Genomic DNA, 22886 nt, shown 5'->3' with positions numbered 1-22886 from the left:
ATGATTCCTCCTAAGCAAATCAAGCCCTCGAGAAACTCGTGGGCCTGGTTTGTTTCTTATGATGTTATTATACGTGTTCCAACGCCTCTTGGGCAAAAATACGCTTCATTATAATCTACAAAATGCTTAGGTACGCTGTGCTTGGGTCGGAACAAGCTTGCGGTCCGGTGACAATTGCCATACACGATAGCTCAGATAAGCCAAAATGGAGAACAACGATGCAATCACCAGCATATGTCCCAGCACGATAAACATGTAAATTTCAGGTCTGTTGACGTACAGCAAGATAATGCCAATCACCACTTGAAGAATAATCAATACGACCGATACGACACCCAGGGTACGAATGTCCCGGTGATTCGGGTGATAACGATACGAGTAGTGACCCACAGCCAAAATAATGACAAACAGCAGACCGGCTGAAATCTGATGAAGCAGCAGTGGAGATATGAAACCCCCGATATTTACAACCTTCTGGATGACCGAATGACTAAGCAACGCTCCTGAATAGACAGCAATATAGGTATAAATCGTTGATAGCCATATAAAGTTACGATAGCCCCGACTGACACGCCCAGGAATCAGACGCGGAGTGTAGCGTGAATCCGCATGCTCCTGCCAGGCCCCCAGCGTCATCATGGTCGCACTGGCAAAAGCAATAAGTGCAAAGCCAAAATGCAGCCCCATGACTGCAGCCGATTGGGAGAAGATGACAGCCAATGCCCCCATCGCACCTTGTATGATAACAAACAATAGCGTGAGTAAGGAGAATAGCTGTAAATCCTTCCGATGCTTCATAAACAGCAAAAAGCCGACAAACGAGGCGATAGAAAGAATTCCGGCCATGGCACTGACGGAGCGATGAGAGAACTCAATAAGGGATGCGATGGTATGCGCCGGAACCAGCTTACCATTACAAAGTGGGAATTCTCTTCCACAGCCGAGACCCGAATCCGTTCGCGTCACGACACCTCCACCGAAGGTGGCCAAAAACATGACAATACATGTTACGAGTGCCAGCCATTTTAATATTCTGATTTTGTTATTCAATGAATTCACCCGTATCCTTCCAAATATAATATTTATTCACTTTATATGTTGTGAAATGATCACTTAAAGTAATTATAACTGATATATCGTTCCTTGACATACGAGCTTTGTTGACAAAATGTGAACGTGTCCGTAAGAAAGCCGCCTCCTTCGAAAGGAAGCGGCTTTCTGAATATCCTGATGATTAAGGTTCCCTGCGGAGCCCTCATACATACTATTATCCGTTATTTTGCCAAGTTAGCATGGACTTCTACAGCCCGGTCCAAAAACTGCTCGATTTCCTCGCGGGATTTACGCAATCTGTTCACCAGACGTACTAGTTCTCGCCCTTCACTGTAAGCGATAAAGCTAGGAATCCCTAGAACATTTTGCTCTTGGCTGACACTTTCGGCCTGTTCTACATCAATCTCAATTAATGTAAGCTTGTCTGCATATTGTTGCTCTACATCAGGCATGAATGGATCAATAAAATGACAATCCCCGCACCAGTCCGCCTTGAACACAGCTACCGTTACACCTGGAGTGGATATTGCCTTATTAAAGTCTTCATGAGAGACGATTTTTTGCATACATAATTCCTCCTTAAACTTCTTTTGTGCAGGAGATCCTGTACTTTCTATTGTAACGCCAAGTGAAGCTTTTGCACACTCCCCTATTATGCTCACATGCCGATTGGATGCCCTCTCATTGAGACATACTATAGGTATACTTAAGAATCCACATAGGCGACGACATCCCAATAACATACCCAACATACTTGGTGGAATACGGGGATGCCTGCATTTGAAAGGAGGTTATTTAAACATGTCTCTCACCGAATGGCTCCATGTCGCATCTCGACAGCTTCAGGGAGGGCTCAAGTTACTGGGTTCCGTTCCGCGTGTTGCGGAGGAGGCATGGGAGGGCAAACGTGCGGCCTGGACCGAATCCCGTAAATTACGCTATCCCTTGCGTGATCTGCCGTGGGATTATCATTCGGCACAAGCCGCCATGAATGAAGCTGAAGCATTAATGCTGGTGAACGGACCCGCTACGCGTCCCTCTTCTCTAAATATGCCCTTATGCGAAACAGACTGTGAGCTGCTGGAGCGGATCAAGAACGATACAGCACAGGAGAATCGCAGCAACATCACGCGCACTGCCGCTTATCTTGAATGCTATCGTGGCTACCCGGAATTACACTGGGCATTACTGGCCCATCTGGTTTCTCGTAATGGCGGCTATAATATGACTGATCTGAAGGGGGAGCTCATTGGAAACCTGTTCGGCGAACAGGAAAAGGAGTGGCTGTATCGGCTACTTGAGCGCTGTAACGCTCTTATTTTTCAAGACGCTTATCCACAGTTGCAGCTTTACATGCACAGCCGTCATTTGGGACGGAGTTGCTTCCATTTGTTGCCTCATTTTCACGTTTCGCCATTCATGAAGCCCTTTTGGGAACGTTTCTGGGCTTGGCGGGATAGTTCTCTTTTGACGGTGGCGCTCATTATTAATGAACAAAACTATATTGAAGGACGGGTTGTGAAAGATCCGTACTTTCAAAAATTTGTGACACATAAGCCAGGCTTTTATTTGCATGACTGGCTTCAGCTCAATCAGGTTATATTTCCGCTTGGGCTAAACGGTGGACTTGCCGGACTTGTCATGGAGCGTTTCGGCCATCTGGATGAGCGGATCGGTTTTGGTAAAAGTCTTTACGCTATGTTATTTGGCCATCAGCAGGTACTGGATCAGGTATCCGCATTTGCTGCCAGCGTACCGCATACCGGGTCTCGTAGCGACTATTGGCCCGGACTATTCACTCCGAATGTACAAAAAGCGCTGCGCTCTCCAGAAGAGAGTGCAACGCTTTTAGCACATGAATGGCTCCCGCCAAGTCAACGTCTGTACAGCCCGGAGCTGAAGGCCGTCTGGTCAGATACAGCCTATGATCCGATTCCCCGTTATGACTGGTTTCAGGACGGTTCTACACTTGGGCATATCAGTGAACCAAGACGGCCTCTGTTATTTGCCATGCGCCATGAGCATCGCCATGGCATTCAAAAAACAGCAATGGCCCATGATGCTCATAACAGCTTAAGGTCCTTTCACTGAACAGATGAGAGGGCTTTTTTAGCCTCGTTGTCCAGTGGACTCACGCTGTAGGCGCATTAACGGACGCAATACCTTCTGCAACACGCGCGGATAGTTACCCAGCTCGTCCCTGCGCAATACGCGCAATACAACCAGCAATACCAAGTAGCATACCAGTACAACCGCTCCGGCAATGCAGCACGCAATCAAGAAGGCTACACGCGCAGGCATCAGGTGTACCAGCAAAATGCAGGCTTCATTTACTCCGTACCCGATAGCTCCCGAGACAACGACTGCGGTTAGGAAGCCTGCCCAGCGACGGCCCATGATTGAGAAGGAAACAATACCTTTCAGCACACGCAAATTCAGCAACGTAATGACGAGAAAACATAATCCGGTTGCAGCAATAATTCCGTAAATCCCTAGCCAACCAGCCAGCAGCCAGCTCGCTGCCAACTTCACGACGATACCAACCATCACATTGACCATTGAAATACGCGGCTTCCCCATACCAATCAATATCGAATTAGAGGTCATCATCGTAATCTGAAAGATCGTTCCGAGTGTCAGAACAGCGATAATCCCGCTGCCTCCAAGCGAGCTGAACAGCAGGCCATTAATAGAATAGGCAGTCACACATAAAGCCAGCACAATCGGCATTCCAGTCAGAATAGAGATGCGCAAGGCCAGCGTCATCTGATTTTGTAAATGCTGTTCATCCTTACGGGCAAAAGCCGCTGAAATGATCGGAATGAGCGATTGACTGAGTGCAATGGCCAAAATTGGAGGGATGCCTGCCACACTCTGTGCCCTAGAGCCTAGATAACCCAACTGAGTAGTCGCCTGATCCAATCCCACTTGTCCAGACAGCAGTCTAACTACAATCGACGTATCAATAAAATTAACCGCCGGAACCGTCAGAGACGACAATACGATAGGAATAGAGAGCTTGAAAATATCTTTGTAAATGCGCATCATTGGTAGCGCTGAGCTTTCCTCTTGGAATTGCTCTTGACGATCCTGGCGATCCTGACGACGCAATTTCACCGTGTAGTACAGCATCACCCCCAGAGCGCCAAGACTTCCCATGACACCCCCAAAGGAGGCCCCCGCCGCTACCTCACGATCTCCATAGCCAAGCTTCAAAATAATAAAAGCGAGTAGAATTGCGGTGGCTACCCGCGCGACCTGCTCCACAATCTGTGAAATACCACCTGCGGTCATATTACCGCGTCCTTGGAAGTATCCGCGCATCATCGCAATGGCAGGAAACAACAGCAAAGCGGGTGCCAAAGCCTGAATAGCCAAAGCAGACTGCGGAACCCCTGCTACATGCTCGGCAAAATAAGGCGCTCCAAAATACAGCAGCGCCGTAATGATAACACCGGCCACGGCCGCGAATATCAAAGCCGCACGATACACACGTCGCGCTTCCGCAGGCCGATCCAGTGCGTAGCGTTCCGAAACCATTTTGCTCAGTGTGCTGGGAATGCCGGCCGTAGCGACCGTGAGCAGCATCAAATAAGCGTTGTTCGCAATGGTAAACGAGGCGTTCCCGACGGAGCCGAGCAAATGCTCCAATGGAACGCGCTGTACCAGACCAAGCACTCTGGCCACCAAGGCGGCAGCGGCTAAAATAAGCGTACCTTTAAGGAATGTTTCTTTATTGGACAAAATGCGTTCCCTTCTTTCTTGCTGTTCACATGCATGCAAAAGCCCCGCAACAAACAGTCATGGCCTGAGCCATCACCGGTGCGGAGCCGCATGTCGATTCTGTCTCTGCAAATCATAATAAACGAATCTCTGGTTAAAACACCCAAATCAAGAATACAATAATCATGGCAAGCTGCAAAATTACTTTCATCACGGTGCTAGTAAATAGGCCCAAGACGGAGCCAAAGCCCACTTTTATAGCTCGATCCAGCGGGGCTTTGCCAATCAGCTCACCCAGCACAGCACCGATAAATGGTCCCAAAATCAAACCGAATGCTGGAATAACAAAGGGGCCAATAATGATTCCCACAGTACTAAGGATCGCTGACAGACGCGAGCCGCCAAATCGCTTGACTCCCCACGCATTCACAGCATAATCCGCAATAAAAAGGGCAACGACGATTAGTGTTTGTATAATCCAAAACAATGCATTGTATGGAGCAAACGAGAAAAACCAGCCGTATACAAAAAATGCAAAATAAATGGCGAGCGCCCCCGGCAATACGGGATACACCGCTCCCGCCATGCCCACAATGAACAGTACAATGACAACAATCCAACCTACAACGTCCATGGGCCTCCTCCTTCTCGTCTATTCATCTTGCTTGTGCACCATTCATTTTATTACACAAGCACATAATCTCGAATCACTTCTACAATGCCGTCCTCATTATTCGAAGCCACAACCACATTAGCTGCTTCTTTTACCGTATCCTGAGCATTCCCCATCGCTACACCCAGTCCAGCCGCTTGAATCACAGCCAGGTCATTCAGACTGTCACCTACGGCAACCACCTGCTCCATGGTAATGCCGAGCAGGTCGCACACTTCAGCGATGCCACTGGCTTTGGATATACCAGCCGGATTAATTTCCAGATTCGTCATCGAAGAATTGGAAATTTCAAGTCCCCCCATCTCCTGAAGCTTGAGCAAAATTTGATGGCGAATTTCGTCATTTTCCGTATTAAAACCGAATTTGAGCCATTCCTGTGTGTCCAATGTGTCCGGCCAACGATCTCTGTTGTATAACTCCTCGGTTGAGTAAGCCCAGAACCAGGAGCCTGTTTCTACGGCAATCTGGTGCATCTTGCGAATAAGCTCCTTATCAAGTAAATAGCGGCGCCACAATTCGTGAGGTGATTTCCATACTTCACTGCCGTTTACAGTTACCATTGGCGTCTCCAGACCGAGTTGCTGACCGTAAGGCAAAGCATGCATCGCTGCACGTCCGGTGGACAAGCATACATGAATCCCTTCCTGAATCGCCTTATTAATCCAGTTAATCGTTTCCAAGCTTATTTCATGATTATCATTCAGTAAAGTTCCATCCATGTCGAGCGCAAGCAGTTTGTATTTATATTGGTTTTCTCCCATGGTCTCTCTTCCTCCTGTTGTCCCTTATGTCCAACGACATTTTACCATGAAAAAGAGAAGCCCACAAAAGTATTCAAGTCCTTATTTCGCTACCAGAGGCTTTTTAGGATTACCATCAAGCCCGTATACTTCGTCATACGCATCAAATATTTTACGCGCAACCGGTCCTGCACTCGTCGCACCAAAGCCCCCTTCAGGAATGATAACCGCTACAGCCAGCTTCGGATTTTGGCGTGGAGCAAAAGCGATGAACACCCCATTATCTTTAACCGTACGTCCCACCACCTGCTGAGAAGTCCCCGTTTTGCGGGCATAATCATAGGGAAATCCGTTAAAGGCTTTAACATCGGTAGCCATGCCGCGAATCACAGTATTCCAGTACGTATCTGAAAAAGCGACCTCATTCAGCACCTTCGGCTTAAACTCACGTACGAGATTCCCCTGGTCATCCACAATTTTACTGACTAGATGAGGCTGCATTCGCTTGCCCTTGGTTGCCAGCACAGTCGTATACTGGGCCAGCTGCATCGCTGTATATTTCCCTTGCTGACCAAAGGATGCCTGTACCAAACGTGTCAGCGCACTTTCATGCTTGCTCGTATACTCAAGTCTGCCTGCCCACTCGCCTGGCAGATCGACTTCAGTCGGAACGCCTAATCCAAATTCCTTCATATACTTGTCCCATACATCAATTCCCTGATGCATCCCTGCATTACTTCCGTATTTGGCATACAGTGGCTTGCCGATCATATCCACCATAAACGTATTCGACGAGACCTCAATTGCCCTGCTAGGTGTCAAAGAACCATACACATGTCCGCTAGAGTTCCCAACCCGGCTGGAGCGATTTTTGCCGTAATACGCACTTCCCGTATCCTGATAAGTCTGTCCGGGAGAAAACAGGTTTTCCTTCAACCCGATCAGCACGGTTAGCGGTTTAATGGTTGAACCCAGAATCACCGAAGATTCTGGATGTGGACCCGCTTTTCCGCTAGGTACGGATTTAATTGTTCCATTTCCCATTTTATGCTGAATTTCGTCATATACCGAAGGCGAGGTACTTCCACTTTTCCATACATTAGAGTCATAATCCGGCATGCTGGCCATTGCCACGACATTTCCGGTCTCTACCTCCATCGCTACAGCGAAGCCAGTGGTCGCGTCTTGATGAAGCTCCCCTGATACGGCATGAGTATGAAGCGAGCGAAGCTGATCCATAATGGCCTGTTCGGTTTTCTGCTGAATTTCCTTGTTGATGGTGGAGTATAAATGATGTCCTTTTTCCGGAGGAGTAATGGATTCAATACCCTCCGGCATGCTGCGCGGATTGACTTCTACCGTTTTATATCCGTTTTTTCCTCTCAGCTCATCCTGGTACTGAAGTTCCAAGCCATCATATCCGACCGTTTCACTTTCCGAATACACCTGTGCCGGTTTTAAAACCTCCGAATTAGCTTCATAGAGCTCTTTATATTTGGGCCGGTTCGTTCGAGCTCCTTTGAACTTGTACATATATCCAATCGTTTGTACCGCCACCCGATCCGGGTCATAATGGCGTACACTTTCTTCTACAACCTCTACACCAGGGAACTCTGTCCGATGTTCCAGAAAATAAGCGATTTCCTCCCGACTCAAGTCGGATTTGACCAAACGTGGGGTAAATCCCCTATATTGATTATAGTCCGGGTCCAGTCGCTTTTTTATTTCCTCTGCATTAAGCTGCTCTCCTTCGGTACGACCCAGTTCGTTTAATTTGGCAGCAAGCTTGGCAGCAAAAGCATTAAGCTCAGGGAGCAGCTTTTCCCCCGGTTTGCGATCTTTCTCCGTACGTTTGCTATAATCCTTAGATAAAGTTACATACAAGGACTGTACTGAAGTCGAATACGCCAGCTTAACCGTACCTGTGGAGTCATAAATCGTGCCGCGACTCGGGGCTAACGGGACATTTTTAGTATTTACGGATTGCTGCTGGCCTTTGAGCTCCTCCGATTGTACAAACTGCAATACAGCTAGTCTGGTAATGATCAGGGCAAACAGCACAAAAGCACTTAAAAACAGTAGGTTGGTTCGTAAAACCGTCCGTTTTTTTCGTGACTCTTCATTCTCTTCAACATTTTTCTTTTTAAATGAAAACTTTTTATCCAGACTTCCTCTGTCCATATTAGCTGGTCATTACTCCTTTCAGTTAGGTTTTTATATTCCTGATCCTACCATATCCAAAGCAATAAACGATGAATTCCCAGATGACAATTTTGTAAGAAAACGTAGAAAAAGCATAAAAAGCTTCCCGCAGCCCAAAGGCTAAGAGAAGCTTTCATGAATTGATATTATATAAAATGATTATGGCTGTTTAGTAGTGTTAGGATCGGTTGCTGTGGCATCCTTTTTCTTAGGCACCCCGTCCAGACCGTACACTTCGTCGTAGGCATCAAAGATTTTACGTGCTACAGGTCCGGCACTCCAGGCCCCGAAGCCCCCTTCAGGAATAACAACTGCTACTGCAAGTTTAGGATTCTGACGTGGTGCAAAGGCAATAAATACCCCGTTATCTTTTAGTTCTCTGCCTACAACCTGCTGTGATGTCCCCGTTTTGCGAGCAAAGTCATACGGAAAGCCGTTAAATGCGCTGACATCTGTTGCCATTCCGCGTATGACTTCATTCCAGTATGCATCCGGGAAGTTCACTTCATTCAGCACCTTCGGCTTAAACGTCTGGACAACATTACCATTGGTATCTTTAATTTGACTGACCAAATGCGGCTCCATCCGTTTGCCTTTTGTAGCAATCATCGTTGTATACTGAGCAAGTTGCATAGGCGTATATTTACCTTGTTGACCAAAGGATGCATATGCTAATTTGGAAAGTGCAGACTCGGATTTACTCCTCGTATATTCTAAAAGCCCCTTGAACTCACCTGGTAAGTCTACTCCAGTAGAAACACCTAATCCAAACTCCTTCATATAACGATCCCATACGTTAACGCCTTGGTCTTCTGCTGCATTATTGATGTATTTGTTATATAAGCGTTTGCCAACCATATCGACCATAAAGGCATTGGAGGAATGACGAATAGCGGTAGCCGGGTCCATTGAACCGTACACATGACCAGACGAGTTCCGCACCCGTGAAGAGTTGTTCCGTCCGAAATAAGCTGCTCCTGTGTCTTGATAGTACGTATTTGTTGTAAATAGTCCTTCTTCCAATCCAATAAGAACAGACAGCGGTTTAATAGTTGATCCGAGAAGCACGGTAGAATCTGGGTGCTGTCCAGATTGGCCTGAGCCAACGTTCTTTATTGTAGCGTTTTGATACACATGTTTTATTTCTTCATATTTGTCTTTTGAAATCGTACCCGTTTGCCAATAATTCGCATCATAATCCGGCATACTGGCCATCGCGACTACATTCCCTGTATCCACTTCCATGGCTACAGCAAAGCCTGTTTTCGCATAAGGATGAGTCCTGCCAGATACAGCGTGTGTATGGAGCCATCTCAATTGATCCATAATGGCATTTTCAGTCTTCACCTGAATTTCTTTGTTAATCGTGGAATAGACATTATCCCCTTTTTGCGGAGGTGTAACAGAATCTACACCCTCCGGCATATTACGCGGATCAATCGGAACCGTTTTATAGCCATTTTTCCCTCGCAACTGTTCCTGATATTGATATTCCAGTCCATCAAAGCCCACAGATTCATTATCCATATAAATGAGGCCCGGATCATTTTCAGCTGACATGGATTTTTGGATATTCTTATATTTATCCAACGTTTCACGCGCACTTTTATAGCTTTTAATGTAGCCAACCGTTTGGACAGCTACCGTATCTGGATCGTAATGACGTACCGTTTCCTCTACGACATCTATTCCGGGAAACTCGCTCTTATGCTGCATAAAATAGGCGACTTCTTCTTTGCTGAGATTCGTTTTAATCAGACGAGGCGTAAAGCCGCTAAGCCGTTGATAGTTCCGGTCCATAGCATCCATAATTTGTTCTGCTGTCATTTTCGGCTCGTTTTTATCGCCATATTCAGCAAACCGATTAGCCAGCTTTTGCGTCATATTTTCCAACTCAGGCAACAATTTTTTATCTGGATTACGCTTTTCTTCCACGCTGTCACTATAGTTCTTGGAGAGCGTGATATACAGCGATTGTACAGGTGTAGAATACGCCAGTCTGTTCTGTCCGGTTGAATCATAAATCGTTCCGCGAATCGGCGTAAGTGGTACATTTTTGGTAACATTACTGGCCTCCTGCTGTTTGAGCTGAGGGCCCTCCACAAATTGAAGTATCGCCAATCTTACAATAATGACTGTAAATATAATGAACGAGCTGAAAAAGAACAGATTGATCCGGAAGCTAAATCTTTTTCGGTCGGATGTCTCATTGTCTTTTCCTTGCTCGTTGTCCATCTTTCTCATGTGCCCTTTTCCACTCCTTCTTAAATCACTTTATCCTTGATATGTGTTTGGGCAAAACCTGGCGGGTTAAACCAGTCTCCACTTTGTGCCCAAGTCGGGTCCAGCGGTACCCACTGATCCTGTCCGCTCAAATATACTTCGTTCCAGGCATGGGACCCGTATCCTCCCTGTCCGTTGTATCCGAGGCCTGTTACAACCTTGACCTGTAGTCCCTGCGAACGAGCCATCATTGAGTAAAGGCGGGCATAATCAATGCACACTCCTTTACGTGTATCAAACGTATCTCTGGGAGTCTGTTCATGCCAGTCACCACGTTGCTCATAGGCTTCCACCTTACTGTAATCATAGCTAATGCGGGTGCCTACCCATTCATACAACGCTCTGGCTTTTTGCTCGTCACCGCTAGACCCTTCTGTAATCTTGGCCGCTGCCTGAACGATATCGCTTGGAATGTCCCGGTCGATTATTTCATATTTGCGCTGCATGATACCATTCAATTCCTTGGTAACAGCCTGCGTAAATACGGGCAGCTTATCCTTAATCAGAGTCCCGGACAACGGCTCAATGACCGATTGCGCACCTTGCTTATAAACCGGCGAAGCTTGTACGTAGCTGCTAAACCCGCTGTCTGGATACAGACTTACTCCTATGAACAGCAGGGCTATGATCATCATGGCACGAGCTCCACCAATAAGAGTACCTATGCCGGCCCCTGCCACTCTGCTGAAAAAGCCCGATTTCTTTTGATGCTCATGGAGGGAGGAATCTGATTTGCCACCTACCATCAACACATAAATGGCACGCAGTATAAACTGGGCAATAGCATAACTGAGCATGAACAATACGGCGAACCGCAGCAGCGGAAAGCCCTCTATCCCCGCCACAAGCGTATAATAAAATTGCTCAATCCCACTTAGTTTTCGCTGCGGCAAATGCTCCATGTAAGCTGCCAGCCATTGTTGCACCTTCGGTGAAAGCCACATGGCTAACCCGAGCGAGCACAAAATGCCCGCCACAGTGAGTATGCCATCCACAATGAGACTAAACAGCGCACCTACAGATCTGGAGGCCCCTCGCCTCCACCCCTGTATCAACGACAATACTACGATGGCGATCAGAAACACCGTCACGCCATTCCAATGAAGAATAGACTCCAGCCAGGATGGGTTCATTGTGTTCCTCCTGTCTCTACGGCGACTGTGGCTGCTGTACAGCAGCCAAGTCTTTCGCGCTTTCGATATATTTCTTGACTGTGTCGCTCATACTCCATTCGCCCAGCGACATTCCCTGAAACCATACCTTGACCTTCTCACCCTCAAACGGGCCTTTTACTTCCAGGTTGGAACTGGTCACTGTAAATGTACCATCTCCGTTGGAGGTGTATTTGGCATTTTGGCCCTCTTTTATCATCATGTTCAAAGCCTCGCTCTGAACCTTGTTAATTGCATCATCCTTTGCCTGAGTCACGACCTTGCCGACCTGTTCAAAGGAAATACCACTGTAGACTAGCAAGCCTGCAATCACAACAATGACGATCAGCCATTTTACGAGAGTTCTTACAATCTTCAATATGACTAACAATAGGACAAGCCCAATCACTATATACAGCCAGTTATCCTGAACGATCTGCCAATTATGTTCCAAAAACTCTGACCAGACGTTCTTATCCATTCGCTACACTCCCGTTTCCAACTACATGATTCAAATTGCAAAATTGTCTCTGTAATTATACATGATTACGCAATGTCCTGTCAGCTTAGGTCTAATACATACCTTGTCATTCAATTCTTGTCCATACAAAGTGGTCTATGTTCGTCCAATCTGGCGTACAACTTAGGAAGGGCCAATACGAAGTAAGATGGAAGTTTACATTAAGGAAAGGGGGTCATTCACATGAAAACAGCCCTCTGGCTGTATCTCTTTTTGTTCATTGCCTTTTTTGATCTGCATGCACAATATCCTATTTTGACACCATTCGCAATCTCTCTGGGGGCAGCCCCTACCTTTATCGGTTGGATGATGGGGATTTACTCTCTAACTCACCTGCCTGGTAACTTGATGGCAGGTCCCAAAGTCGACAAACACGGCAGTCGCCGATATATTATGTTCAGCCTGACAGCTGCAGGCCTGATCCTGATCATTCAATCGTACATCCATACACCGTGGGAATTACTTTTTCTGCGTGCGATTAGTGGCTATGTGTTGGCCTTTTTATCTCCAGCCTGTCTGGCCATGCTGGCGCAACTGTCTGATCATCCGGTTACCCAGGGCAAATATATGTCGGGACATGGTGTCGTCCACACGTTGGCCTCTGTTCTATCTCCAGCCGCAGGCGCATTTATCGTTGCCAGCTTTGGCTTTAGCGAGACATTTAGTTCCCTTGGTATCATTCTCGTAATCACGGGGCTTATGGCTTATTTCACCTTACCCAAAAAAGCACCCGCTCCGCAGGCCCAATTATCTGATGGTCATACGACACCCGCTCCACTCTCGCCAGCACAGACGCGGTTACCATTCAATTGGCGTTACCTGCTTCTACCTTTTGTTTTGGCGTGCGCACAAGGCATTTTATTTTACGAGATCCCATTACGAAATAACGGTTCTGCATCCATGATGTCCACCGGATTGCTCTTTTCCATCATCAGTTTGGGAGCACTCTGTACGCTCAGTTTGCTTTTTCTGAACAAATATTCACCGATGGTAAGGCTACTTTGCGGCATTATTCTGATGTCTTTAAGCTTCTACGCACTCGCCACTACGCCCGAAGCGATAATAGGCATTATCCTGTTTATTTTGGGAACAGCCAAAGGCATCATTTTTCCAGCGCTGGCCTCTCTCTTCATACGGATTGGAGGTGCTCGATTGGGCAAAACCTTTGCCCTGCAATCCATTGCAACGTCTATCGGCTCCTTTGCCGGGCCTGTACTGGCGGGTCAGCTTCCGAATCACATATCTCCTTTTTTTATCGCATTTCTGATTCTGATGACTGGCCTGCTATTCGTTCCCATTCAGCGATTATCTCCTACACCACCACTATCTGCCTCGGGTCCTTACCATTCCTAATTACAACTAAGGGGGCATGCTGAGATACTACCTTTAAAGCCCAAAATACGTTCTAGAGGGCATACGCACAGTACCTAATACCCTACTTAACATAGACTAATTTGACTGAACAATTCATTTACAAAGGGAGGTGCAGCCCGTGAGCCACTGTCATCCTGTAAGCCCTTGCCCTGTTTTCGGCACTTCAACTGGTACCATTCTTGTTCTTTATGTTCTGCTCGTCATCATTCTTCGTACTTGCTGGATCTGATGTCTGATATGCCCTAATATGCTGACTATGTACCCATGCCTGCCACTTCTGGCAGGCTGTTTTGTTGTTTTTTGCATGGGAACCCCTTTTAGAGCTAAACTATACACATATTCTTTCATTTCCCGGGGAATTTCGAGCACAGGCATCAAGCAAGGGGTGAGCAAAATGGCGATAACCGTGATCGTCGAAGGAAAAAATGACCGCAGTAAACTCCGCCGATTACTCGATCCGGAGGTCAACATTTTATGCACCTTCGGTACACTAAACTCTATAAAATTGGAATCCCTCCGCCAGCGGACTAAGCATGACGAAATATATTTATTTATGGACAACGACAGCTCAGGAAAAAAAATAAGAGGGGTGCTTGCAGACGCTTTTCCAGATGCACTTCATATGTATACACGCAAAGGCTATGCTGGTGTAGAAGGTACTCCGGATGAATATGTGATTGCCCAGTTGGAAAAAGCAGGGCTTGAGGAATACATTATATACCCTCCTGTTCTTTAGTCCTGTAAATAAAAAAGCTGTCCTCAGGTCAATTTCATGCCTGTTGGACAGCTTTATAGTGCACCATCACCAATCCCTCTAAGATTGATATTAGAACTTATGAACCGTATCAACAATCATCAGCAAGAAGCTGAGTGTCAAATGGTTAATGGAAAAGAAAAATACTTTTTTTGCCCAAGAATCCGTTTCTTCTTCCTTAATCGTAAAGCCTTTAAAGGCATAAAATGCCCAAAGCACGGACAATAACACGGACACGATCATAAAAATCATACCGGCATATCCATAAGCATACATAAGGATGGGTACCGGAATCAGCAGCACAATATAAGGAATCATCTGAATCTTAGTCCGATGGATACCTTTCACGACTGGCAACAATGGAAATCCTGCTGCGCGATATTCCTCGACTCTGCGAATAGCAAGTGCCCAGAAGTGAGGCGGTTGCCATAAGAACAGTAGTGCGAATAAGAGCCAAGCGCCCATATCAATACGGCCCGATGCGGCCACATAACCAATTACCGGAGGCATAGCCCCAGAAATACCGCCGATGGATGTACTCCATGTAGACGAACGTTTCAACCAGAGCGTATAAATGCCAACGTAGACAATCATACCTAATATGCCCAGTAGCCCTGCCTTCACACCAGAGAAGGAGAATAAAACAGCCAATCCGACGATGCCCAAAATAATAGCGTATGACAGCACCGTTGTGGGGGTCAGACGCCCAGTCGGCAGTGAGCGATTACGTGTCCGCTCCATCTTCAAATCCAACTCACGGTCAAAGTAGTTGTTAAAGACACAAGAAGATGCCATAACCAACATTGTACCTAGAAGTGTAAGAATTAACTTTATATAGTCAACGTCCCATTGCGATGCTAACCAAAAACCACCGAAGGCTGCAACCAGATTAGTACGAAGGATGCCTGGCTTGGTAACTGTAATAAAATCTTTCCAAGTGCCCGCCTTGCCGGGTGGTTTAGATTTTACAGAATAGGTAGCCGCATCCGAAGAAGTCTTATAACTAATATTATCCATTGTGAGTAACTCCCCCTTAGAGATGTATGAATTCGGGAGTAAGTTGAACTCCGATATAAATTTTATCATATACCTACCCCAAAAAGTTTGACAGAAAACGCACAAAACGTTCACAATTCAGATGGCAAATCACCCCTGTTGATCGTTTACAGTAAATTTGGGTAGTAATAAGTACAGGAAACAATACAAAAGGAGCGACAGATATGGATACAGCCACACACTTTGTCATGGGAGTCGGGTTGGCCGGGCTGGCCTATACTGATCCTGTCGTCGCCGGAGATCCCAAGCTAGCAGCAGTCATACTGCTCGCTACAGTCGTAGGGTCACAAGCTCCGGATTTTGATACCTTGCTTCGGTTGAAAAATAATGCAGCCTATATTCGCAATCACCGTGGACTGTCGCATTCTATCCCCTTCTGGTTGATATGGATCTTGTCCATAACGGGACTGATTTGCCTGATCTTCAGGGATGTGCCCCCGGGTCATGTAGCATTATGGGTAACGATTGCCGTCTGCCTGCATGTATTCACAGATTTATTCAATACGTACGGAACCCAGGCATTTCGGCCGTTCACGAATAAGTGGATATCTTGGAATATCATCCATATTTTTGACCCCTTTATTTTCGGCACTCATGTTGCTGCGATAATGCTATGGGTCACCGGATTGGTTCCGCCCGCTCCCTTATTTATTACGCTGTACGTCATTATTGGCCTCTATTACATTTGGCGAACCTGGAGTCATTTTATTACCAGAAAAGCGGTACGTGATATGGACAACAAGCGTCAGGAAGGCGACACCTATTATATCATTCCCACGGTATCATGGAACCGGTGGCATGTGGTAAAAGCTCATCAGAATGGAAGCTATGACATTGGCGGATTAAATGGTAAGCATTTATTTTGGACGAAACACGCAACTCCATCCACACACCCAGCCGTAGAAGCCTCTACATCCTATCGCGACGTGCAAGCATTTCGCTATTTTTCTTCCTTTGCCGTTGCCGAGGTGGAAGAACTGGAGTGGGGTTATATTGTGCGATGGGGAGACGTCAGGTATCGCCACCGGAGGCAATATCCATTCGTGGCGGTGGTCGCGATGGATAAGCAATTCGGACTGATCAACAGTTATATCGGATGGCTCAGTGACGAAAAAATGCAAAAACGTCTTTCCCTGCATACGAATTAAAAATATTTACAAGCTAACAATAAGCCGCAGTGAATTACAGGCAGCAAGTCTCCCTTAAACGGGGGCTTGCTGTTTTTTTGACCATTCCCGTAAAAAAAGCATCTCATGTAAGCGCCCTCTTGACGAAGCAGACTGACGTGATTCACAATGGTCGTAAGCATGCGCAAAAAAATCCGGAGCATGATCGCTCCGGATTTCCTTCATCACAGCTGCTCATAATACAGCTTCCAAGATGGGAGTGTTTATGTGTATTACTGCAAGCGGCTGCTGCCCGACAAGGATTGTTCTGCTTGTTGGACCAGCTTTTTCGTGATGTATCCCCCAAGAGAACCTGTTTCGCGGGAAACGACATTACCGAAGTAACCGTCCTGAGGGATGGTGATGCCAAGTTCTTGAGCTGCCTCATATTTTAATTGTTGTAAAGCGGCGTTGGCCTGCGGTACTTGCAGGTTGTTTGAACGACGTCTGCTCATATTTGAATCTCCTTTCAGTTCTTTGTGAGTGAGGTTCATTGCAAGCTTGCAAGATTATTATGGCTCACTTACATCTACTTATTCCTGAAATTCAACATTCGAAGGCTGGAGGTTTTTACCATGAGCAAAGGTCTATCCCTATGGTTCGCCGTTTCATCCATTGTCCTGCTGACAGCAGCCGCTATATCCATCAGCTATTCTGCATGGCTTGCTATATTACTGGGGCTTTTATCTGTCGGCAATATCGGCTGGGGCTTTGTAATCAAGGCCCGACAACGTCGCTCTTAAGTCGATTTGCAGAAGCCCCCATCTGTCTTGTCTTCAATAGGCTCTAGCGTACACGTGGCAAAAAGCCCATACGCTCTTTGACCGCAGACAGCGTGACTTCAGCAGCTTCTTGAGCACGCTCTGCGGATCGGGCCAAAATATGTCCAATTTCACCGGATTCCCGGATATCGCGATAGCGCTGCTGAATCGGTTCAAGCATAGCTACAACCGTCTCTGCCAGTTCTTTTTTAAATGTCCCGTACATTTGGCCTTCATAACGATCCTGCACTTCTTGGAGCGACAAACCGGAACACTGGCTGTAAATGCTCATTAGATTACTAATTTCCGGTTTATTGGCCGGATCATATTTAACTTCACTGCCCGAATCGGTAGTGGCGCGGCTGATTTTTTTGCGTATAACTTTCGGATCGTCCAGTAGCGCAATAAAACTGCCTGCATTCGGATTACTCTTGCTCATTTTTTTGGATGCATCATCCAGGGACATAATTCTCGCCCCTACTTCAGGGATATACGGCTCGGGAACAGTAAAATAATCTCCATAACGGTGATTAAAGCGGCCCGCCAAATCCCGTGTCAGCTCCAGATGCTGTTTCTGGTCATCACCTACTGGGACAAGATCCGCATTGTAGAGCAAAATGTCGGCTGCCATTAACGACGGATATACGAACAGCCCTGCTCCTACGGAATCCTTGCCAGCAGACTTGTCCTTAAACTGAGTCATACGTTCGAGCTCGCCCATATTCGTCAGTGTCGTCATCAACCATCCCAGCTCAGCGTGCTGAGGAACATGGGATTGTAAAAAGACGTTGGATTTCTCTGGGTTAATACCCGCTGCGATAAATAATGCCGCCACCGCCTCCGATTGCTCGCGTAATTGAGCTGGTTCCTGCGGTACGGTAATCGCATGAAGATCTGGAACCATAAAGTAACATTGGTGATCCTCTTGCAATTTCACAAAGTTTTTCATTGCGCCGATGTAATTACCCAAAGTAAGTTGTCCACTAGGCTGAATACCTGAAAGTACGGTTTTCATATTCTTCCTCCTCCGTTTATTTCAATATTTTAGAACGCAAAAAGGCCCCGCATCCTCAAGGGACGCGAGACCGTGGTACCACCCTTATTCATTGCCGTCAGCCTATTAGTTGTCGGAGCTATCCCCCGTGGCCGCTGCAATCTTAAAGCTCCGTTAACGGGGAGCAATCGGCCGTCATACTGAGGAAAGCAAAATCCTGTTCTGTGCGGCACTCCAAGGTCCATTCAGCAGTGCTGGCTCACCGGTTCTCATCCACCACCGGCTTTCTGAAGAGCTTATGCAAAAGCTTACTTGTCCTCATCATCGTGTTATCCATGTCATTTCTTTCTAAGCTACATTAATGATAATTCCGCTTACTGTTATTGTCAAATGACGATTGTGCCATATGACCAAAAATCTGTTATCATAATGACACGAAGCTTCAACCGATTATAGTGGACAAAGGAGCATGAATATGAAACAAGTGACCAAAGAACACTGGAACGGTTACGACACGTATGTTTTACATAGTGGTGAATTGGAAGTTACAATGATCCCTCGTCTCGGGAATAATATTATTTCCGTGCGTGATCTGAAGCTGAACCGGGATATCGTACGTCGACCTGGCGAGGAAGAATTGGCATTTTATTTACAAAAGCCATATCATTTTGGCTTACCTATTTTGATTCCTCCTGGCCGAATTCGCAAAGGACAATTTGAGTTTGACGGCGTCCCATATCAGTTTGACCGTAATACAGCCAACGACAATCATATACACGGTCTGCATCGCAATCAATCCTGGCGTTGCAGCGATATTGAAGAGGATGAAGATGGTTGCAGCGTAACAACCGAGCTTCTGACAGAAAGTGATCCGCACTGGATGGAACAATACCCCATTCCTTTGCGGCTGGAAATGACGTATCGTTTGCAGGGCACCGTATTAAGTCAAACGCTGCGCGTCACAAATCTAGGTGAAAAAACAGCCCCATTCGGCTTGGGATACCACACTTGGTTTATGGTGGATGGAGAACCTGAGCGCTGGCGCCTGAAGCTACCGGTGAATGGAGTATACGAACAGGATATTGAGCAGCTGCCTACAGGTGTCATTACTTCTTTAGATCATTTGGAACAGCTCTCCTCAGGTCTATCTCTGAAAGGAACAAATTTGGATACTGTGCTGCGAGCAACGGAAGGCCCTGCTGAAGCTGTTTTGACTCGTGATGATGGCTATCAAATCCGCTACACAGCAGATGAGCAATACTTTAAATATTGGGTGCTATATACCAAAGGGGAATGCGATCAGTATCTTTGCATTGAGCCTTATACCTGGCTATCTGATGCTCCCAATTTCCCAGACCCAGTCGGAGATGGTGGGTTGATCCGTCTGGAGCCTCAACAATCCATCGACCTCAAAACTCAGATTCATATCATATATCCGTAATTTCCCTATAGTCACTTTCCTTCCTTCGGCGCATATTTTCATAACTCTGTCGCATACTAACCTCATCACAGCCGAAGGAGGTGACTACACATGTATGAAGCCAATCAAGGCAGAGGACGTCGTAGTAATACTCTAGTCGTTCCTCAAGCCAACAACGCATTGCAACAATTGAAATATGAAGCTGCGCAAGAACTGGGCATCACCATTCCGGCAGACGGTTACTATGGTGATATGCCGTCCCGTGAAGCTGGGTCTCTGGGAGGCTATATCACTAAACGCTTAGTACAGCTGGCCGAACAGCAATTATCCGGTCGTTCAGGTCAATAAGCGTCATTATTCCACATGAGCATTCCGTTATCGTAATTTACCAAAATACGTTATAACGGGTATATAACAAAGGCGGTCTTCATAAGAAGACCGCTCTTTACTTTGCTCTTTTTAATGTCGATGATTATTCAGATTTAGCCGCGCGATATGTAGGCTTGTTATAGCGGATCATGAGATTCGCCATGTTGTAGTTGGATTCTAAGGTTGCATCTACCAAGATTGTTCCTTGTCTGATGGCAAAATCGAAAGCAATCTCACCATGAGTCCAGCTACGCTTGTGATTTAGCGTTTCCAGAGCCATACGCCGAAAATGATCCCGATGCTGTACAGATAAGCCTGGTTCTACTGCTGCAAATGTGCCTCCTTTGCCTGCAATTGGATTATGCCGAATCCCAAATTTACCAACTACATTATTCCGTATTTGTACAAATACGATGCCTGACGATAAACCCGCCAGTTCATTATCCAATTCTTTAAAAACGATATCCATCTGCCTCGCCAACGACAATTGACCTACTTCATCCATTAAAAAAACCCTCCTATATACCTTGTATTAAAATATTTAATAGGTCTTACGACTCAATTATATGCGAAGGTTTTTAAGCTTACAATCAAATTCAACATAATTGGGTATTTATAACTATTTTCTAAGTATATCCATCATTTTAAATTTCGCTAACAGGTAGTGTCAATTACACTTCGACATTTTGCGACTTTATTCATCATCCTCTGCAAAAATCACAAAAAAGGCCCCCCTTACGGGAGACCTTCTAAAATAACTCGGTTATTTTGTCATTTGCAAAAATTGCTCAATATCCTGAACAGTAACTTGTGCGGCGTTACGCCAGAAGTCAGCCTGTGTTAAATCGGTACCCAAGTGCTTGGAGGCCAGTTCTTCTACTGTCATGCGACCTGTATCACGCAGCAAAGCATCATATTGGTCGGCAAAGCCATCCGAATTTTCCTTCGCAAAAGCGTAAATCCCTGCACTGAACATATACCCAAACGTGTATGGGAAGTTGTAGAAAGGAGTTTCCGTAATATAGAAGTGCAGCTTGGAAGCCCAAAAATGAGGATGAGCCTCATCCAGAACCCCACAAAACGCTTCACGCTGCGCTTCTTCCATCAACTCACTTAATTGCTGTGCCCCTACAACACCCTTTTTCCGCAGTTCGTAAAAACGGGTTTCAAATAGGAAACGGGCATGAATATTCATGAAGAAGGCTACACCACGCTGAATTTTATCCTCTAGCAAAGCTACTTTCTCCTGACCCTCAGCAGCTTCCAGCAAAGCATCTGATACAATCAGTTCTGCCAGCGTCGATGCCGTTTCAGCCACGTTCATAGCATAATTTTGATTCAATGGATGCAATTCATTCATCACATGCTGATGATAACCGTGTCCGAGCTCGTGAGCCAGTGTCGAAACGTTGGATGGTGATCCGGCATAGGTCATAAAAATACGGGTTTCTTTGCTTAGACGCAGAGATGTACAAAACCCGCCTGGACGTTTGCCTGGACGATCCTCTGCTTCGATCCAGCTTTTCTCAAAAGCCATCTGGGCAAAGTCAGCCATTCTCGAACTAAATTTACCAAATTGCTCAACAATCGTTGCGGCTGCATCGTCGTAAGGGATTTTAGTGGTTGATGTTCCCAGCGGAGCTTCAATGTCATGCCAGGACAGTTTTTCTAAGCCTAGAAGCTTGGCTTTCCGCTCCAGGTATTTAACTACAATAGGCTTGGTTTCATTAATCACTTGCCACATCGTGTCCAACGTTTGGGCTGACATACGGCTGATTTCCAGCGGTTCCTTGAGCACGTCTGTCCAGCCTCGGTTTTCATATAGCTTGAGGCGGAAACCTGCCAGATGATTCAGTGTATCGGCGCAATAGTCCTCAACCTGAGTCCATGCCTCTTCCCAACGTGCAAATACGTCTTTACGTACGCTGCGATCTGCTTCATCCAGCTTATTAGCTGCCTGACCCACAGACAAGTTTACAATCTCACCATTTTCAGGCACAGGGATCGTCATATTTTTGACAATGGTATCATAAAAGTCACCCCAGCCATGGTAACCATCCACTGCCAAATCCAATGCAAGGCTCTCCAGCTCAGGAGCCATTTTTTCACGCGCTTCGTTCCGGTATTCAGTCAGGACAAAAGAAATCGGCTTAATCGCTTCGCGCTCCATCCACTTCTGCCAAATGTCTTCACTGGTTTGTGCCAGCAAGTTCTGAAAAGCGACTAAAGCACTTTTCCCTTGGGCATATAATGAATTGACACGCGCCCCCAGTTGAACAGCCAGCTTGTCATGCTGATTTTGAGCAGTTAAACAAGATACAAAAGAACCTGCCTGCGATGCTCCATTAAACAGCTCCTGTATGCTATTCAGAACACTATCCAGACGCTCGGTATCCAACACCGTTTGTGGCACTTTGGCTACTTTAAGCTGGGATTGCAGCTGTTGGACCTTGCTCTCCAGTTCTTCCAAAAATGCATGAAATGAGGCAGAGGAAGAGCCTCCGCTAAAAATAGATTCCAGATCCCATGTTTGCTTTAACGGTGTTTTCATAATAGTTCCACCTTTCTTTTTTGGCGAATTCATGTGGTTTCATATACAATAAAGCTACATCGTGATGATACAATCACTACAATTAGGAGGAAAACA

21 protein-coding genes and 1 other annotated feature are annotated in these 22886 nt (G+C 46.2%); of the genes, 7 read left to right on the top strand and 14 right to left on the bottom strand.

What is annotated here, in order from left to right:
- Nucleotides 1-126: 126 nt before the first annotated feature.
- Nucleotides 127-1059 carry a COX15/CtaA family protein gene (locus BN1546_RS16340; protein ID WP_013372916.1) on the bottom strand — a complete coding sequence of 311 codons (933 nt, stop codon included), beginning with the start codon at nucleotides 1057-1059 and terminating at the stop codon, nucleotides 127-129.
- A 215-nt stretch (nucleotides 1060-1274) separates the two neighbouring features.
- Complete coding sequence (locus BN1546_RS16335; RefSeq protein WP_013372917.1) at nucleotides 1275-1619, bottom strand: thioredoxin family protein; 345 nt, start codon at nucleotides 1617-1619, stop codon at nucleotides 1275-1277.
- A 235-nt stretch (nucleotides 1620-1854) separates the two neighbouring features.
- Between BN1546_RS16335 and BN1546_RS16330 the strand changes: the two genes are divergently transcribed.
- Nucleotides 1855-3144, top strand: a complete 1290-nt coding sequence (locus BN1546_RS16330; RefSeq protein WP_090738325.1) for a DUF2515 family protein — start codon at nucleotides 1855-1857, stop codon at nucleotides 3142-3144.
- Between the two features lie 18 nt (nucleotides 3145-3162).
- On the opposite strand, the gene BN1546_RS16325 is transcribed toward BN1546_RS16330, so the two are convergent.
- The 7 genes from BN1546_RS16325 to BN1546_RS16295 all read right to left on the bottom strand — a co-directional run bounded on the left by BN1546_RS16325 (nucleotide 3163) and on the right by BN1546_RS16295 (nucleotide 12306).
- Nucleotides 3163-4797: a putative polysaccharide biosynthesis protein gene (locus tag BN1546_RS16325; protein WP_013372919.1), complete on the bottom strand. Its 1635-nt coding sequence runs from the start codon at nucleotides 4795-4797 to the stop codon at nucleotides 3163-3165.
- A gap of 133 nt (nucleotides 4798-4930) precedes the next feature.
- Complete coding sequence (locus BN1546_RS16320; protein WP_013372920.1) at nucleotides 4931-5410, bottom strand: DUF456 domain-containing protein; 480 nt, start codon at nucleotides 5408-5410, stop codon at nucleotides 4931-4933.
- A 50-nt stretch (nucleotides 5411-5460) separates the two neighbouring features.
- Nucleotides 5461-6210: a Cof-type HAD-IIB family hydrolase gene (locus tag BN1546_RS16315; RefSeq protein WP_013372921.1), complete on the bottom strand. Its 750-nt coding sequence runs from the start codon at nucleotides 6208-6210 to the stop codon at nucleotides 5461-5463.
- 81 nt (nucleotides 6211-6291) lie between these two features.
- Entirely contained in the window at nucleotides 6292-8370 is a 2079-nt protein-coding gene (locus BN1546_RS16310) for a peptidoglycan D,D-transpeptidase FtsI family protein (RefSeq protein WP_058710789.1), read from the bottom strand.
- A gap of 180 nt (nucleotides 8371-8550) precedes the next feature.
- Entirely contained in the window at nucleotides 8551-10635 is a 2085-nt protein-coding gene (locus BN1546_RS16305) for a peptidoglycan D,D-transpeptidase FtsI family protein (RefSeq protein WP_058830391.1), read from the bottom strand.
- A 20-nt stretch (nucleotides 10636-10655) separates the two neighbouring features.
- Entirely contained in the window at nucleotides 10656-11807 is a 1152-nt protein-coding gene (locus BN1546_RS16300) for a transglutaminase domain-containing protein (RefSeq protein WP_058830390.1), read from the bottom strand.
- A 16-nt stretch (nucleotides 11808-11823) separates the two neighbouring features.
- Nucleotides 11824-12306 (bottom strand): hypothetical protein, encoded by a 483-nt coding sequence (locus BN1546_RS16295; RefSeq protein ID WP_058830389.1) that lies wholly within the window; start codon nucleotides 12304-12306, stop codon nucleotides 11824-11826.
- Nucleotides 12307-12528: 222 nt separating this feature from the next.
- Between BN1546_RS16295 and BN1546_RS16290 the strand changes: the two genes are divergently transcribed.
- A complete protein-coding gene (locus BN1546_RS16290; RefSeq protein WP_058830388.1) occupies nucleotides 12529-13698 on the top strand; it encodes an MFS transporter in 1170 nt (389 codons plus the stop codon).
- A 415-nt stretch (nucleotides 13699-14113) separates the two neighbouring features.
- Entirely contained in the window at nucleotides 14114-14455 is a 342-nt protein-coding gene (locus BN1546_RS16285) for a toprim domain-containing protein (RefSeq protein WP_040102932.1), read from the top strand.
- Between the two features lie 90 nt (nucleotides 14456-14545).
- On the opposite strand, the gene cyoE is transcribed toward BN1546_RS16285, so the two are convergent.
- The gene (cyoE, locus tag BN1546_RS16280) at nucleotides 14546-15490 is read right to left on the bottom strand and encodes a heme o synthase (protein ID WP_013372928.1); all 945 of its coding nucleotides are present in this window, start codon (nucleotides 15488-15490) and stop codon (nucleotides 14546-14548) included.
- Between the two features lie 203 nt (nucleotides 15491-15693).
- Here cyoE and BN1546_RS16275 point away from each other — a divergent pair, with 203 nt between their 5' ends.
- Nucleotides 15694-16677: a metal-dependent hydrolase gene (locus tag BN1546_RS16275; protein ID WP_025674151.1), complete on the top strand. Its 984-nt coding sequence runs from the start codon at nucleotides 15694-15696 to the stop codon at nucleotides 16675-16677.
- Between the two features lie 251 nt (nucleotides 16678-16928).
- On the opposite strand, the gene BN1546_RS16265 is transcribed toward BN1546_RS16275, so the two are convergent.
- Nucleotides 16929-17150, bottom strand: coding sequence for an alpha/beta-type small acid-soluble spore protein (locus tag BN1546_RS16265; RefSeq protein WP_013311857.1), 222 nt, complete (start codon nucleotides 17148-17150; stop codon nucleotides 16929-16931).
- Between the two features lie 120 nt (nucleotides 17151-17270).
- Here BN1546_RS16265 and BN1546_RS27340 point away from each other — a divergent pair, with 120 nt between their 5' ends.
- Nucleotides 17271-17438 (top strand): hypothetical protein, encoded by a 168-nt coding sequence (locus BN1546_RS27340; protein ID WP_016324694.1) that lies wholly within the window; start codon nucleotides 17271-17273, stop codon nucleotides 17436-17438.
- Nucleotides 17439-17481: 43 nt separating this feature from the next.
- Here BN1546_RS27340 and trpS read toward each other — a convergent pair whose 3' ends face one another.
- A complete protein-coding gene (gene trpS / locus BN1546_RS16260) occupies nucleotides 17482-18471 on the bottom strand; it encodes a tryptophan--tRNA ligase (RefSeq protein ID WP_058710786.1) in 990 nt (329 codons plus the stop codon).
- Nucleotides 18472-18526: 55 nt separating this feature from the next.
- Nucleotides 18527-18784 (bottom strand) — a binding site (T-box leader).
- 141 nt (nucleotides 18785-18925) lie between these two features.
- Here trpS and BN1546_RS16255 point away from each other — a divergent pair.
- On the top strand, nucleotides 18926-19891 hold the full coding sequence (locus tag BN1546_RS16255; RefSeq protein ID WP_016324695.1) for an aldose 1-epimerase: 966 nt from the start codon (nucleotides 18926-18928) through the stop codon (nucleotides 19889-19891).
- Between the two features lie 90 nt (nucleotides 19892-19981).
- Nucleotides 19982-20218, top strand: a complete 237-nt coding sequence (locus BN1546_RS16250; RefSeq protein ID WP_013372934.1) for an alpha/beta-type small acid-soluble spore protein — start codon at nucleotides 19982-19984, stop codon at nucleotides 20216-20218.
- Between the two features lie 124 nt (nucleotides 20219-20342).
- Here BN1546_RS16250 and BN1546_RS16245 read toward each other — a convergent pair whose 3' ends face one another.
- Nucleotides 20343-20744: a hypothetical protein gene (locus tag BN1546_RS16245; protein WP_013372935.1), complete on the bottom strand. Its 402-nt coding sequence runs from the start codon at nucleotides 20742-20744 to the stop codon at nucleotides 20343-20345.
- A gap of 258 nt (nucleotides 20745-21002) precedes the next feature.
- Nucleotides 21003-22790: a M3 family oligoendopeptidase gene (locus tag BN1546_RS16240; RefSeq protein ID WP_040102930.1), complete on the bottom strand. Its 1788-nt coding sequence runs from the start codon at nucleotides 22788-22790 to the stop codon at nucleotides 21003-21005.
- Nucleotides 22791-22886 lie beyond the last annotated feature (96 nt).

This window comes from Paenibacillus sp. Mc5Re-14, from assembly GCF_001049835.1.
In the GTDB taxonomy this organism is placed as follows: Bacteria; Bacillota; Bacilli; order Paenibacillales; family Paenibacillaceae; genus Paenibacillus; species Paenibacillus polymyxa_C.
The sequence above is the reverse complement of the archived record's forward strand: the minus strand, read 5'-3'. Positions and strand labels throughout refer to the sequence as shown.

Bases quoted from the DNA above. Each gene is read 5' to 3' on its own strand.
- trpS (WP_058710786.1), bottom strand. From the start codon at position 18,471: ATGAAAACCGTACTTTCAGGTATTCAGCCTAGTGGACAACTTACTTTG.
- BN1546_RS16285 (WP_040102932.1), top strand. From the start codon at position 14,114: ATGGCGATAACCGTGATCGTCGAAGGAAAAAATGACCGCAGTAAACTC.
- BN1546_RS16295 (WP_058830389.1), bottom strand. From the start codon at position 12,306: ATGGATAAGAACGTCTGGTCAGAGTTTTTGGAACATAATTGGCAGATC.
- BN1546_RS16240 (WP_040102930.1), bottom strand. From the start codon at position 22,790: ATGAAAACACCGTTAAAGCAAACATGGGATCTGGAATCTATTTTTAGC.
- BN1546_RS16320 (WP_013372920.1), bottom strand. From the start codon at position 5,410: ATGGACGTTGTAGGTTGGATTGTTGTCATTGTACTGTTCATTGTGGGC.
- BN1546_RS16245 (WP_013372935.1), bottom strand. From the start codon at position 20,744: ATGGATGAAGTAGGTCAATTGTCGTTGGCGAGGCAGATGGATATCGTT.
- BN1546_RS16310 (WP_058710789.1), bottom strand. From the start codon at position 8,370: ATGGACAGAGGAAGTCTGGATAAAAAGTTTTCATTTAAAAAGAAAAAT.
- BN1546_RS16275 (WP_025674151.1), top strand. From the start codon at position 15,694: ATGGATACAGCCACACACTTTGTCATGGGAGTCGGGTTGGCCGGGCTG.
- BN1546_RS16290 (WP_058830388.1), top strand. From the start codon at position 12,529: ATGAAAACAGCCCTCTGGCTGTATCTCTTTTTGTTCATTGCCTTTTTT.
- BN1546_RS16250 (WP_013372934.1), top strand. From the start codon at position 19,982: ATGTATGAAGCCAATCAAGGCAGAGGACGTCGTAGTAATACTCTAGTC.
- BN1546_RS16265 (WP_013311857.1), bottom strand. From the start codon at position 17,150: ATGAGCAGACGTCGTTCAAACAACCTGCAAGTACCGCAGGCCAACGCC.
- BN1546_RS27340 (WP_016324694.1), top strand. From the start codon at position 17,271: ATGAGCAAAGGTCTATCCCTATGGTTCGCCGTTTCATCCATTGTCCTG.
- BN1546_RS16335 (WP_013372917.1), bottom strand. From the start codon at position 1,619: ATGCAAAAAATCGTCTCTCATGAAGACTTTAATAAGGCAATATCCACT.
- BN1546_RS16315 (WP_013372921.1), bottom strand. From the start codon at position 6,210: ATGGGAGAAAACCAATATAAATACAAACTGCTTGCGCTCGACATGGAT.
- BN1546_RS16305 (WP_058830391.1), bottom strand. From the start codon at position 10,635: ATGAGAAAGATGGACAACGAGCAAGGAAAAGACAATGAGACATCCGAC.
- BN1546_RS16255 (WP_016324695.1), top strand. From the start codon at position 18,926: ATGAAACAAGTGACCAAAGAACACTGGAACGGTTACGACACGTATGTT.
- BN1546_RS16300 (WP_058830390.1), bottom strand. From the start codon at position 11,807: ATGAACCCATCCTGGCTGGAGTCTATTCTTCATTGGAATGGCGTGACG.
- cyoE (WP_013372928.1), bottom strand. From the start codon at position 15,490: ATGGATAATATTAGTTATAAGACTTCTTCGGATGCGGCTACCTATTCT.
- BN1546_RS16330 (WP_090738325.1), top strand. From the start codon at position 1,855: ATGTCTCTCACCGAATGGCTCCATGTCGCATCTCGACAGCTTCAGGGA.